Here is a 13259-nt window from a genome sequence, read left to right on the forward strand (position 1 = left end):
CTCGGTCATACTTTTGAAACGTTGAGGGAACTTTTCATTGATATTTCGCACCGCGAACGTACTCTTGGGGTTGTCCGATAGCCAAGAATCGGAACATAAAAAAACAACATGTGATGATCAGGACTGCCAACTACAGATGTGCCAAGACATCCGGGTTTGCAGGTAGCCAAGACAATATTTTTTGCCCTTCGGGGTTTTGATTGCAATGCCAATACCGAGCGGTAGGCCCGATGCCAACTGCCGGAAAAAAAAAGCTAAGTCCATAAAATCAGGAGCAATAAAAATGGAAAAAGTGATCTTCAAGCGCGCCGCTTTGAGTGCCGCTGTGGTAGCCGCTCTGGTCGCCCCCGGTATGGCGTTGGCAGCTCAGGATATGATGAGCCCGGAATACGGCCAATCCTATGAAACCTTCGTTAAAGACTCCAAACTGACCGGCGGTCTGTTCTACTTCCAGCGTGATCGTCAGCGCATCGATGGTGACCCGACTGCAGCCAAGAAAGAAGGCAAATACCAGTCCAACCTGAGCCATTCCACCGTTCAAGCCGCTCTCAACTTCAACTCCGGTTATGCCTGGGACACCGTAGGTCTGGATCTGGGCGGCTTCGGTGCCTATGACCTGGCCGTTACCGAAAATCACCCGGTCAACCAGGAAAACGAATTCTCCTTCGCTGGCCGTTCTTGGGGCAACAACGCCAAAGATGGCTCCCAAGGTGGTTTCAGCCTCTCCAACGCAGCGATGAAGCTGAAATTCCTGGACGGCGGCATCACTGCCAAGGGTGGTTATACCCAGCTGTATGTCCCTGGCCAAATCGGTGTTAACTGGTCTTATCAGCCGGGTACCTATCGTGGTGGTCAAGTTGAAGGTAACTTCGGTGGCCTCTACCTGACCTACGCCATCGCTGACGAGTACAAGGCACCCTGGTACAAAGAGACTCAGGTATTCTCCCGTGCCAAAGCGTGGATGGATCCGTTCGCTGATGAAAACGTCATCGACTACATCCACGGTATCGCAGCCCGTTACACCTTCGAAAATGGCACTGCAGTGACCGGTTCTTTCGGTCAGTCCGAAGGCTACATGGACAGCTACCACTTCAAACTGGCTCACAAATTTGACGTACTGGGCGGCCTGTCCACCAGCTACCAGTTCTACGGTTCCGAGACCGAGACCTACACCAAGGGCGCTTCCCAGATCGAGACTTATGACGGTCTGGCATGGCAACAAGCTCTGACAGCTGCCTGGGGCATGGGCCCGTACGGCTTCCGTCTGGAAGGTCTGTGGACCAAGGCTGAAGGTGCGGAAGGTAACTACCTGCCCCGTCTGACCCGTGGCTACGCCAACTCCCAGGGTGCCAACGAAATTTGGTGGGACTCCCGCTCTGACTGGAACGCCAACAACGAGAAAGCGCTGTTCTTCGGCGTGACCCGTTCTCTGGATGACCTGGTTGGTGCTCCTGGCTGGTCCGTCGGTGTATCCGGTGCTTACGGTTGGGATATCGAAACTGGTCAAGGCAAGAAAGCAGCCAACGGTGAAGATACCGAATGGGCAGCCAACTTCGATGTCACCTATACCGTGCAGGATGGCAAGCTGAAAGGCACCCTGTTCAAACTGCACTACACCGACTACAACAACGACATCAGCCAGGGCGGCGGTTGGACCGATTACCCCAACATCTTCGCCTCCGAGCACGACGTCAAGTTCCACATCATCATGCCGCTTACCTTCATGTAATCAGGCAATACGATGTCAGCAAACCGGGCCACTTGGCCCGGTTTTCTTTTTACCGGTTGGCAGGCTAACATGCGAGCCGGATAAGGATTTTATCCGCTCACCAGCCCGTACGCTTTTGTCAGCAGTCACAAGGACGCCATCATGCCCCGTTTTGTTCTCATCACCGGTTGTTCCAGCGGTATTGGCCTCGCCGCCGCACAGGCGCTCGGGCAGCACGGTTTTACCGTGATCGCCTCGGCGCGCAAGGCGGAAGATGTGGCCCGTTTGCAGCAACAGGGATTGCTCGCAGTACAGCTGGATCTGGCGGATTCTGCCTCCATCGAGCTGGGTGCCAGTGCGGCGCTCCATCTGGCAGGCGGGCGCCTCTATGGCCTGTTCAACAATGGCGCTTATGGCCAACCCGGGGCGCTGGAAGATCTGCCCACCGAAGCGCTCAGGGAGCAGTTCAATACCAACCTGTTTGGCTGGCACCATCTGATCCGTCAGGTGCTGCCGCCGATGCTGGAGGCCAAAGAGGGTCGGATAGTGCAGAACAGCTCGGTACTGGGGCTGGTTGCCATGAAGTATCGCGGTGCCTACAACGCCAGCAAATTTGCGCTGGAAGGTTATAGCGACACTCTGCGCCTCGAACTGGCGGGTAGCGGTGTATATATCAGCCTGATTGAACCGGGCCCCATCGATACCCGTTTTCGTGCCAATGCGCGCAGCGCCTTCTTGCGGCACATCGATCCGGCCCAGAGCCGTCATCAGTCGGCCTACCGCCAGACCCTGACGCGGCTGGAAAAAGAGGGGGCCACCAGCGGCTTTACCCTCCCAAGCGAAGCCTGCATCCCGCCGCTGCTCCATGCGCTGACCCACGCCCATCCCAAGGCGCGCTATCCGGTGACCACGCCGACCCGGCTGTTTGCCTTCTTGCGACGGGTATTGCCCACTCGCTGGCTCGATAAACTGCTGGCCAAATCAGCCTGATCCCGTGATTGGCGACCAAGTACCCGGTCGCCCAGGTGGCGTTAGCCGGATAGCGGCGTCACCTGTCCCGCCAACCTGGTTTGTCCCTCTCTTCAATAGTGCTCGCCATTGCTGTAGTAGGCGCTCTTGACCAGAGGGATCACCTGCACCACCACATAGGTCTGCTCCCCCAGCACCCGTTTCAAATGGCGCGTGATAAGGCGCGCGGCGGCGTCCTGCATCTCTTGTGGTCGCTCGAACCAGTGCAGCTCGACAAACGGAAATCCCGCCTCTGGCTCGCCGTTGCGGCTCCAGCAGCTCTCCACCCGCTCCATGGTGACAAACTCCGGCTTGCCGCCGGTCAGCTCGCAAAGCTCGGCCAGCAGCGGGCCGCTCACCTGTTGCAGGGTATCGATCGTCACGGCGCGAAAACGAAGATGGGGCATGGCAAACCTCTTGGTTATCTGAAATGAGGACTTATCATAGGAGTTATTTTCAGCAAGAGAAGTCACCCGGCGCATATTAAGGATCCCCATGAGATTTCATCGCACCCTCTTTGCCTTCCTGCTCTGCCTGCTGCTACCGCTGCACGCCTTTGCCGATCCCGCCTTCTATCGGGTGAGCAAGGGCAACCAGCAACACTGGTTGCTGGGCTCCATCCATGCGGGCAAACCAGCCCTCTATCCTCTGCCCGAGCCGGTGGAACGGGCCTGGCTGCAGAGTCGCGCACTGGTGATGGAGGTGGACATGAACAGCATCACGCCGGATCAGTGGCAACAGACCGCCTCCCTCACCCGACTGGTGGATGGCAAACCGCTCAAGGATCATCTGCCTGCCGAGCTCTATCAACGCACCCTGATGGCGGGGTCCCGCTATGGCATCAACGAGGCGACCCTCGCCACCCTGCGCCCATGGTTTGCCGCCATTACCCTGACCCAGGCCGCCATGGCCCGCTCCGACTTCAAGAGTGAACTCGGGATAGACCAGCACTTTGCCACCCGGGCCGCCAAAGAGGGCAAACAGGTAGTGGGTTTTGAAACCCTGCTGGAGCAGCTCGGTTATCTGGCCAGCGTGGGTGACAACCAGACCCTGATGCTCGCCAGCACCCTGGATGAGCTACCAATGCTGGAGAGTGGTTTCGCCGCCGTGATGAAGGCATGGCAGCAGGGAGATGAGGCGACGCTGATCAATCTGCTCAAGGATGAGATGGCCCCGCCCGCGCTACAAAGCTGGATGGAGCAGACCCTACTGGCCGAGCGCAACCATAACTGGCTGAAGAAATGGTCCACCCTGCCCAACGAGAGCTTTATCGTGGTAGGCGCCCTGCACCTTTATGGCGAGCAGGGGTTGCTGGCGTTGCTGGAGCAGCAAGGGTGGCGCATTACCCCGCTCACCACTCCAGGTCCGGTGCAGGCTCGGTAGCAAGGAGTCCAGTGAGAACGATCACAGATCGCACTGGTTATTAAACAACCTGCAAGGGAGTTGATCGGGATCATCCCGGACGGGGCAAAGAGGTATTTATCATGCTTGTCATCAACCGGGTGACAGGAGCAATAAAATGGACTTTTGGCTGGACCTGATGTTTGGCAACAGCGTGGGATTGATGTCGATGCTGGTGATTATCGGCACCTTCTTGCTCATCAGCTCTTACGCGGCCTACTTCATCTACAAGGTGATGCACTCGCAACCACCTCATTCACAGCAACCCCATTCTCAACAACCCAAAGAGGGAAAATAATCCTCTGACCACAGGCGGCAGCTCACACTGACCGCCTGTACTGTTTTATGGTTCGCGACTGTGATTCCTGGGCCAATCTGCACCAGTGCCCATGCTGGGCGCCCCTTATCCCCTCTCCCTTTCCCCGTTTTCTGTGCCGGTTGCGACCGTTATAATGACCCCCACTTTTTCTTATGGGGAGCCTGCCGTGTCTCATAACGACGAACTCTCGCTATTTATGAATGAAGTGGCCGACGTGCGGCCCATTCGCAGCGACAACATCCATCCCCATGCGGCCAAATCCGCCCCGACCGAGGCGCAGCTCGCTCGCCGTCAGGCTGCCACCGCCGAGCAACTCGCCCTCGACCACCTCACCATGGAGGCCATCGAGATGCGCGATCCGCACGAAATCGTCGGCTTCAAACGCGATGGGGTGCAGGAGGGGGTCTACAAGAAGCTGCGGCTCGGCAAATACGAGCTGCAGGCCAGCCTGGACTTGCACCAGAAAACCCTCAACGAAGCGCGCCAGACGCTGGTGCAGTTCATTGCAGATTGTGAAGTCCGGGATATCCGCTGCCTGCTGATCCTGCACGGCAAGGGGGAGCGCAGCACCCCGCGCGCCCTGCTGAAAAGCTATGTGAGCGCCTGGTTGCCGCAACTGCCCGCCGTCATGGCGATCCACAGCGCAGAGCGTCGCCACGGCGGCAGCGGCGCGCTCTATGTGCTGCTGCGCAAAAGCGAACGCAAAAAAGCGGAAAACCGCGAACGGCACCAGAAGCGGCTCGGCTAATCCGCGTTTCGCCCCCCACGCCTTTGGCCCACCTGCATGAAGGTGGTCAACTATACAGCGGCGGTGTTAGCATCGAACGGCCCCGATCATGCCAGGTACGGGGCGGCATACCATCAGGGACGATAACAAGGACAATCCCATGTCATATCAAAAGCTTGAACAACATCAGCAGCAGATCCACCGCTTTAGCCACCTCGCCGCCATCTGCGGCTGGGATCAGGCGGCCATGATGCCGGAAGGGGGCAACGATGCCCGCGCCGAAGCGATGGCCGAACTCGGTCTGCTAATCCACCAGAAGCGTACCGCTCCCGAGCTGGGCGACTGGATTGCCAAGGCCGAGAGTGAGCCGCTGGATGAAGTACAACGCGCCAACCTCGGCGAAATCAAGCGCCAGTGGCAAGATGCCAGCCTGCTGCCCGGTGAGCTGGTCGAAGCGCTGTCGCTCGCTGGCAGCAAGTGCGAGCACGCCTGGCGCAGCCAGCGCAAGAACAACGACTGGGCCGGTTTTGCTCCCAATCTCGAGGAGGTGGTGAAACTCTCCCGTGAAGTGGCGCAACTGCGAGCCGATGCGCTTGGCGTGCGCCCCTACGACGCCATGCTGGCCCTCTATGAGCCGGGCATGACCAGCGCACGGCTCGATCAGATCTTCGGCGATCTCGCCAGCTGGCTGCCGGCTCTTATCCAGACCGTGAGTGAACAACAAAAGGGCGATGCCCTGCTGCTGCCGCAAGGCCCCTTCCCCATCCCCACCCAGCAGGCGCTCGGTCAGGAGGTAATGGGGCTGCTCGGCTTTGATTTCGCACATGGCCGCCTCGATGTGAGCAGTCACCCCTTCTGTGGCGGGGTGCCGACCGACGTGCGGATCACTACCCGCTATAACGAGCAGGAGTTTGTCTCCAGCCTGATGGGCATAGTGCACGAAACCGGTCACGCCCGTTACGAGCAGGGGCTGCCGCGCCATCTGCTGGGTCAGCCGGTGGCCGAAGCACGCTCCATGGCAATCCACGAGAGCCAGAGCCTGTTTTGTGAAATGCAGCTGGGGCATCATCCGGCCTTCCTCGCGCTGCTGGCGCCACGTATTCGTCACCACTTCGGCGAACAGGCGGCGTTTGCGCCGGACAATCTGACCAAGCTCTACAGCCGGGTCGAACCGGGCTTTATCCGGGTCGATGCGGACGAGGTGACCTATCCGGCCCACGTTATCCTGCGCTACGAGCTGGAGCGCGATCTGGTGGAAGGGAAGATCGAGGTGGCCGACATCCCCGAGCTGTGGGACGCCAAGATGCAGCAGTGGCTGGGGCTCTCTACCAAGGGCAACTACCGCAATGGCTGCATGCAGGATATTCACTGGACCGACGGCTCGTTCGGCTACTTCCCGAGCTACACCCTGGGCGCCATGTATGCCGCCCAGCTGCGCTTTGCCCTCGAGAAAGAGCTGGGCAGCATGGGTGAGGTGATCACGGCGGGCCGCCTGCCGGAAATCTTCGGCTGGCTCGGACGCAACATCTGGTCACAGGGGAGCCTGCACAGCACCGACGAGCTGGTGCGCCGTGCCACCGGTGAAGCGCTCAACCCGCACTGGCTGCGCCAGCATCTGGAACAGCGCTACCTGAAGTAATGAGCGCAGTAAGCTAACAGCAGAACGGGGCCCTTTTTAGTTAACCACTACAGGGCCCCGTTTTTATGGCGGTTCATTTTTATGGCGGTGCATGGCACAGCACGCCGTCACGACAATGCTGTAAAAATAGGGAGTTCAGAGGGGATCCGGGGAACCCAGCAACTCGCGCAGCTGCAGGATATTGCCCTCCGGGTCGAAGGCGTTGCGCACCACAAAGCCGGGCCCCGTCCACTGCTGTGGCAGCAGGCCGCCGCCGAGATCCGCCGCCTTCGCTTCCGCCCAGGCGAGGCTGGAGACGGTGAAGAACAGCTTGATGGCCCCCTCTTCCCGCAGTGCTGGCGGCTGCTTGATAACAACTTGCCCGACATAAGGCTCGGGAATGGCGTGGATCAGCAGCTGGATATCGCTGTTTTCCAGCACCACCAACTGTTCATCCTGACTGCAAACCACCATCTGCAGCAATGTACGGTAAAAGTGGGTCAGCAGGCCCGGATCCTTGGCATAGATCAGGGCACCGGCGCGAGCGGGGCCTGGCATGGAGCACTCCTCAACAGTGAACGACTGGGTGGACAGATCTCCACCATCTCACAGTTGCGTGCCTCATTCGATCCTTTTTAGCGGCTCGCCAGCCTCACTGCACAAAGTGCCACTGCCGCAGTGCCAACGTCGGAGGCGGCCCCTGCTCATCCCCCAAATCTGCCATGCCCAGCGCCTCGTCATAGTGCACCCCGCCCGCACCGCTCTCGTTCAGGTGCTTGGCACGCACCGCCCCGTACAAACCGCCACTTCCGCTGATCTTCATCTCGGTGAGCGGGGCATAGAGAGCGGCATAGAGCGGGGTATTGCCCGACAGCTTGACCCCATCCTTGCCGCTATACGCGGAATAGAGGGAGATAGCAGGCGTACCGCCAGCGGTCAGCCCCTGCTTGACTGCCGTCACCTCGGCACCGGCCCCGAGATCAACCTTGCCGCTGACGATCAGGGTCAGGCTGCTCCCCTCGCTCACCGTCAACTTGTTGCTGCCAGTCATGGTGAAATCCTTGTCGATCAGCAGCACCACATCCCCCTTGATGGTGAGTGTGGCATCGGCCCCCATATTGAGACTGTCGAGCTGATAAATGGTCTGATCCTTGCCAAACAGCTCCCCCTTGCCGGGTAGCGGCAGCCCGGGCTTGTGCTGGTTGCTGCTGGTGACCGAGCCGGTGGAGGGATCCGTGGTCAGCACCATCTGCTGGGTGGCCCCGAGCGTCAGCGGGCCATTGATGGGCAGCGTTGCAGGAGGGAACGATTTGGGCAGCGCGGCCACATTGAGCGGGTCACACACCTGCCCGGCCACGGGTGGCAGCTTGGGATGAGTGCGGTATTGGGGATCCAGATACTTCTGATGCTTGGCATCAAGGAATGCCCCGTTCCCACCATAGTTCAACTTGTCGCCAGCAATGCTTGTGCCATGACCCATAGAGACATCACCATTGATTGCAACAGCTCCGGCAATATGCCCCCCTTGCAAGGCAAAATTTCCACTCCCGTTCACGCTTCCCTCAACCCTGACGACCCCATCAGAGGGAGAAATGGTGATATCGCCGCCAGCAAGTACATTACCTGCAACAGGTGAAGAGCCGTTCAAGGTCACCGCGCCGGTCGCCCGCACATCACCCCAGATGGGGGAGTGCCCGGCGAGCACTACATTGGCCTTGTCGCTGACAGTCGCCACCTTGGCGTTTTGCCCCTGATTAAGAGTCCCGGAAACAGACTCCTTGTACGCCCCCTTGCGCGAATCGTAGCTGTCGATAAAACCGCTACCGGAGAGGCTTAGCCCTTCACACGCCACCACCGAATCCTGAAAGATGAGATTGCCCGGCTCGCGCTTGAGAGCAAACAGCGCGTTGAGGCTGGCATTGCCCTCCAGATAACGGCCATGGCTCTGCAACGCCAACTTGCTGCCGGCGGAGGCATCCAGCTGTTCGATGCTAAAGCGGCTGCCCGCCATGGCCCCTTCGCCCTTGCTTGGCACCTTCTGCACCAGTTGAGCCCACTCTATCCGTGGTTCAGCGCCAAGGGCCTGATGCAGGGCACGATAACTCTCGTTCATCCCCTGCTCAGCACTGAGCTGCGCATTGATCTTTTTGTGAAAATTGCCGCTCAGGCGAGTCTGCAACTGGTTCTCCTGAATGCTGGTAAACACCAGCAGACTCGACAGCAGGCTCACCACCAGCACCACCAGCAGTACGGCTCCCCGCTGCCCCTGCAATCCCTTGTTCATCCCGCTCCCCCTGCTGTGGCGTTGGCACCGGATGTGGCCAACGCTGCCGCCCAGACCGCCTTGCGGCGGGCCACCTGCACCTCTACTCCCGGCGCCAGATAGCTCGGCAGCCCTTCGGGCAAGATGCGGATATTGACCAGTGCACCCTGCTGGCCGAATTCAAGATCCTGAAGATGGGCCAGCAACAGGCGCGGGCCATCACCGTCATCGCAACTGAGTACCGGCGGCGTGAAGCGGTACTGCTCGGTAAAATCGGCGGTTTTCTGGTTGCCAAGGCAGGAGAGCACCTGACTGCCCCCCTCTACCTTGAAGGCAAGCGTCAGGCGATCAGGGGTCACGGCTATCAGCTGATCCGCCTGCTTGATGCTGTTGGTAAAGGTGAGAGTGGCAAAGCGCAACACTTCGTTCGCCTGCTCCAGCGCCTTGCTCTGCTCGACCGTGCTCTTGATTGGGGCGTAACCGGCAAAAATCGCCAGCATCAGCATCAGACCGAGCACCATGGAGATCATCAGCTCGACGAGACTGACGCCTCGTTGCCGTGAGGGGATGCTCAGCATAAGGGCGGAAATCCTGCGTTCAGCTCCACCCGCTTGGCGCCGGAGACCCGCTCATCCTGCCACTCGATGGCGACCACAAAGTTGTCGCTATAACGGTTCGGTAGCACCAGCCGGTGGCCCTCGTGCAGGGTGAAGCGGGCAAGAAAATCGGACTGGGTGAACCGCTCGGGCTTGCGCTGCACTTCACACAGCGAACTCCAGATCTGCTCCACGCTGTTGCTCGCCTCGATCGTAGCCAGGGTGCTCTGCAAGCTGTAATGCGCCTGCTGCAACGAGACCACCTGCCCCTTGGCGAGACCGAGAAACACCATCACCGCCAACACCATGGAGACCATGATCTCCACCAGATTGAAGCCCTGCTGGCGGGCAAGTGCGGCGTGCCTCATGAGCAGCTCCCTTGCAGCAGCTGGCCGCTCGGGGCCACGCAGAGCACCCGCTGCTCACCGAGGCGATTGGCCAGAATGATCTCGGCGTGGCTGCTACTGCCGGTTGGCGCGATCTGGATGGGGTCAAACGGCTTGATCACCACTCCGCCAGCAGGTGCTGCCGCCTGACGCAGCAACTTGCTGTCAGCCATCACCTCCCAGCCACCGTTCTCGGTGCCCTGCAGTACCACTGGCAGGGTCAGCTTGACCGCTTCGCTGCGGGCAAAGCGGTAGGCTGACGCGAGTTCGGTCGCACTGCGATCGAGCCGTTCGGCCGCGAGGCGCTGACTCATGGAGGGCAACCCGACCAATAGCAAGATGGCGGCGATGCCGACCGTGATCATCAACTCAATCAGAGTAAATCCGCGCACGTTCATCTTATGATCCCCAGCAGTCATGGCGATTGGCCGCGCGATAACCGGTCTGATCGAGGGTCAGAGTGCCGCACTCATCCTGTTGTCGCGTCGTTGGAATGGCTTTGAGCAGGTAGTCGCCAGCATCTTGCTGGCTGTAGCTGAACTGGTAGAAATCCGTGTTGGCAGGGGTGGCAAACGTGTCGGGATAGCGGCCCTGTTGGGTATAGATACGTTCGAGGGCGAGCGCCTGCTCCAGCAATTGCTGCTGCGCTTCGTAACGGCGTCCCTGTTGCAGATAACCCTGATACGCTGGCAACGCGATGGCCGCGAGAATGCTGACAACCGTCATGGCGATCAACAACTCGATCAGACTAAAGCCCCGGCAATGGCGCCATGCCTTACAGTCGTTCACTTATCATCCTTGGCAAGTGTTGTTATTGCTCGGCCTAAGGCCGCAGATGTGATGACTTAATAATCATCAAAAATTAACTGACTCGATTGAACAACACAAAATCACCACACTCAATGTAAAAAAGATAGTTATGTGATCTGTTATTAATTTTTAAGCAGTTTTCGCCGCCACTAATCTCGCTAAGCAAATAAAGCTAAGCCAATCGTGCCTACGACCCGTCCGTTATGCCCCCTTCTGTCGAGCCGCGATACATGAATAACAGCGTGACGAAGAGTGAAACCCGGCCGTGCAATAAAAGAGCAAAAAAACCTTTGGCCAATTTTTGCTATCCCTGTCCGTTTCTGGCTAGTCACAGCCCCTGAGCCCCCTTACTCTCTTGCCATCTATTCCAGCAAAGCCGCCCACACCATGAATGCAAAGCCCAGCCAAGAGTCGTCACAAGATGAGGTGATCAACACCCTCAGCCGTGAGCAGTGCCATGCCGCACGGCTCGCCCGCGATGCTCGCTTTGATGGCCGCTTCTTTACCGGCGTGCTCTCGACCGGCATCTACTGCCGGCCAGTCTGCCCGGCACGGCCACCCCACGAGCACAATGTGCGCTACTTCCAAAGCGCCGCGGCCGCCGAGCAGTATGGGCTGCGACCCTGCCTGCGTTGCCGCCCAGAGCTGGCCCCCGCAGCCCGTGGCGATCTGCCGGTTGAACTGGCACGTCTGCTGGCGCGCATCGATCGCGGCGAGCTGGCGGAAGGCACGCTCGCCAAACTGGCCACTGAGGCAGGGATCAGCGAACGCACCCTGCGCCGCCAGTTCGAGCAACATCTCGGCGCCTCACCAAAACAGGTGGAGCAGACGCGTCGCCTGCTGCTCGCGAAACGGCTGCTGACTGAAACCGGGCTGCCCATTACCGACATCGCGTTTGCCGCCGGCTTTGCCAGCATCCGCCGCTTCAATGACGCCTGGCTCAACGCCTACGGGCTGGCCCCGCGCACCCTGCGCCAACAAGAGGCACACGGTAACGCGCCAGAACACATGAGCGATCAACCGCGCGGCGCAATCCTGACGCTGCAACTGCCCTACCGCCCCCCGTATGACGTAGCGGCCATGCTGGCGTTCTACCGGCTGCGGGCAATCCCGGGGCTGGAGCGGGTAGATGGCGAGGTGTATGAGCGGCGCTACCGGGTCGGCGATCAGGTCGCGCTGGTGCGCATCGCGCAGGGCAAGGGGCACAGCCTGCAACTCACCGTCCATGATCTGCCGCTCGCTGCGCTGCCCGATCTGCTCTATAGGGTGCGCCGGATGTGGGATCTCGATGCCGACATGCAGCGGATCGGTGATCTGCTCGGTCAGGATCCGCTGCTCGCCCGTTTGCAGGCGCGCTGGCCCGGCGTGCGGCTGCCGGGTGGCTGGGACGAATACGAGGTGATGCTGCGTGCCATCGTCGGCCAGCAGGTGTCGGTCAAGGGGGCCATCACCATACTCGGGCGGCTGGTAGCCCGTACCGAGGCGCAATTCGGGGTGGCGCAACTACCGACCCCCGCCAAGTTGTGCGAACTCGATCTCGACGGCATCGGCATGCCCGGCAGCCGCATTCGTACCCTGCGTGGCGTGGCGCAGGTGCTGGCCAGCGGCGAGCTGACCCTCACGACAGCCAGTGATGAGCAGTTGCTGGCACTACCGGGCATAGGCCCCTGGACGGTCTCTTACTGGCGGCTGCGCTGCGGGATGGATACCGATGCCTTCCCCGCTTCCGATCTGGTGCTGCAAAAGGCACTCGGAGGCGGCACCAAGCTGCCGGTGAAGAAGGTGTTGACGCAAAGCGCAGCATGGCAGCCATGGCGCAGCTATGCGGCCAGCTGGCTGTGGCACGCCATGAGCGAAGCGCCCGATTTGCTGCTCCGTGCCACTGGCAACGAACAACAGCCAGATACCCAACAACAGGAGATAACACCATGATCCGCTACGATATCCTGCCAACCCGCTGCGGCGAGCTGCTGGTTGCCCTCAATGAATCTGGTCTGGTACACGTAGACTTTGTGGCGGGCCTGCGGGCACTGCCCGATATGAGTGGCTGGCAGCAAGATCACGGGGCACTGGCTCCCTTCCTCGCCGAATTTGACGCCTATTTTGCCGGTCGCTTGCAGCGCTTCTCCCTGCCCCTTGCCGCCCGTGGTACTGCCTTTCAGCAGGCGGTGTGGCAAGCGCTGTGCGACATCCCCTACGGCGAGACCCGCAGCTACAGCGATATTGCCCGAGCCATCGGCAAACCCGAGGCAGTGCGGGCAGTAGGCGCGGCGAACGGCCGCAATCCGCTCTCGATCATCGTTCCCTGCCATCGGGTGATCGGCCAAAACGGCAGCCTGACCGGCTATGCGGGGGGATTGGAGATTAAAAAAGCACTGCTGGCGCTGGAGAGGGGCAATTAAAGGAGTCTGAGTAGAGCACCT

The 13259-nt window shown here is 59.9% G+C and carries 15 protein-coding genes; 8 read left to right on the plus strand and 7 right to left on the minus strand.

All coding sequences use genetic code 11. The features are described from left to right. Positions 1-283: 283 nt before the first annotated feature. Complete coding sequence (locus ACTG27_RS11780) at positions 284-1729, plus strand: OprD family outer membrane porin (RefSeq protein WP_439979711.1); 1446 nt, start codon at positions 284-286, stop codon at positions 1727-1729. 141 nt (positions 1730-1870) lie between these two features. Next, positions 1871-2698: an SDR family oxidoreductase gene (locus ACTG27_RS11785; protein ID WP_421209872.1), complete on the plus strand. Its 828-nt coding sequence runs from the start codon at positions 1871-1873 to the stop codon at positions 2696-2698. A 92-nt stretch (positions 2699-2790) separates the two neighbouring features. Here the strand turns inward: ACTG27_RS11785 and ACTG27_RS11790 are convergent, their stop codons facing one another. Continuing rightward, positions 2791-3123 carry a DUF1904 family protein gene (locus tag ACTG27_RS11790; protein ID WP_439979712.1) on the minus strand — a complete coding sequence of 111 codons (333 nt, stop codon included), beginning with the start codon at positions 3121-3123 and terminating at the stop codon, positions 2791-2793. Between the two features lie 88 nt (positions 3124-3211). Here ACTG27_RS11790 and ACTG27_RS11795 point away from each other — a divergent pair, with 88 nt between their 5' ends. From ACTG27_RS11795 to ACTG27_RS11810, 4 genes are all read left to right on the plus strand, one after another. Further along, on the plus strand, positions 3212-4099 hold the full coding sequence (locus ACTG27_RS11795) for a TraB/GumN family protein (protein ID WP_439979713.1): 888 nt from the start codon (positions 3212-3214) through the stop codon (positions 4097-4099). 136 nt (positions 4100-4235) lie between these two features. Beyond that, positions 4236-4415, plus strand: coding sequence for a DUF3149 domain-containing protein (locus tag ACTG27_RS11800; protein ID WP_005338733.1), 180 nt, complete (start codon positions 4236-4238; stop codon positions 4413-4415). 187 nt (positions 4416-4602) lie between these two features. Then, the gene (gene smrA, locus ACTG27_RS11805) at positions 4603-5184 is read left to right on the plus strand and encodes a DNA endonuclease SmrA (RefSeq protein ID WP_005338734.1); all 582 of its coding nucleotides are present in this window, start codon (positions 4603-4605) and stop codon (positions 5182-5184) included. Positions 5185-5323: 139 nt separating this feature from the next. Further along, positions 5324-6802, plus strand: a complete 1479-nt coding sequence (locus ACTG27_RS11810) for a carboxypeptidase M32 (protein ID WP_439979714.1) — start codon at positions 5324-5326, stop codon at positions 6800-6802. 135 nt (positions 6803-6937) lie between these two features. On the opposite strand, the gene ACTG27_RS11815 is transcribed toward ACTG27_RS11810, so the two are convergent. From ACTG27_RS11815 to ACTG27_RS11840, 6 genes are all read right to left on the minus strand, one after another. Continuing rightward, positions 6938-7339, minus strand: a complete 402-nt coding sequence (locus tag ACTG27_RS11815; protein WP_439979715.1) for a glyoxalase/bleomycin resistance/dioxygenase family protein — start codon at positions 7337-7339, stop codon at positions 6938-6940. Between the two features lie 94 nt (positions 7340-7433). After that, the gene (locus ACTG27_RS11820; protein ID WP_043822781.1) at positions 7434-9065 is read right to left on the minus strand and encodes a DUF7305 domain-containing protein; all 1632 of its coding nucleotides are present in this window, start codon (positions 9063-9065) and stop codon (positions 7434-7436) included. After that, positions 9062-9622: a PilW family protein gene (locus ACTG27_RS11825; protein ID WP_043822783.1), complete on the minus strand. Its 561-nt coding sequence runs from the start codon at positions 9620-9622 to the stop codon at positions 9062-9064. Before ACTG27_RS11825 ends, ACTG27_RS11820 begins: the two co-directional genes overlap by 4 nt. Further along, positions 9616-10008, minus strand: a complete 393-nt coding sequence (locus ACTG27_RS11830; protein ID WP_043822785.1) for a type IV pilus modification PilV family protein — start codon at positions 10006-10008, stop codon at positions 9616-9618. Before ACTG27_RS11830 ends, ACTG27_RS11825 begins: the two co-directional genes overlap by 7 nt. Further along, positions 10005-10424 (minus strand): GspH/FimT family pseudopilin, encoded by a 420-nt coding sequence (locus tag ACTG27_RS11835; protein WP_005338751.1) that lies wholly within the window; start codon positions 10422-10424, stop codon positions 10005-10007. The genes ACTG27_RS11830 and ACTG27_RS11835 overlap by 4 nt, the downstream gene beginning before the upstream one ends. Position 10425: 1 nt before the next feature. Continuing rightward, entirely contained in the window at positions 10426-10815 is a 390-nt protein-coding gene (locus tag ACTG27_RS11840) for a type IV pilin protein (RefSeq protein ID WP_043822788.1), read from the minus strand. Positions 10816-11223: 408 nt separating this feature from the next. On the opposite strand from ACTG27_RS11840, the gene ACTG27_RS11845 reads away from it, so the two are divergent. Both ACTG27_RS11845 and ACTG27_RS11850 read left to right on the plus strand, forming a co-directional pair. Beyond that, entirely contained in the window at positions 11224-12768 is a 1545-nt protein-coding gene (locus tag ACTG27_RS11845) for an AlkA N-terminal domain-containing protein (protein WP_439979716.1), read from the plus strand. Then, positions 12765-13238 (plus strand): methylated-DNA--[protein]-cysteine S-methyltransferase, encoded by a 474-nt coding sequence (locus ACTG27_RS11850; protein ID WP_439979717.1) that lies wholly within the window; start codon positions 12765-12767, stop codon positions 13236-13238. The genes ACTG27_RS11845 and ACTG27_RS11850 overlap by 4 nt, the downstream gene beginning before the upstream one ends. Positions 13239-13259 lie beyond the last annotated feature (21 nt).

Origin of the sequence: Aeromonas sp. 97A, from assembly GCF_051919185.1 — a bacterium.
GTDB classification, from domain to species: domain Bacteria; phylum Pseudomonadota; class Gammaproteobacteria; order Enterobacterales; family Aeromonadaceae; genus Aeromonas; species Aeromonas veronii.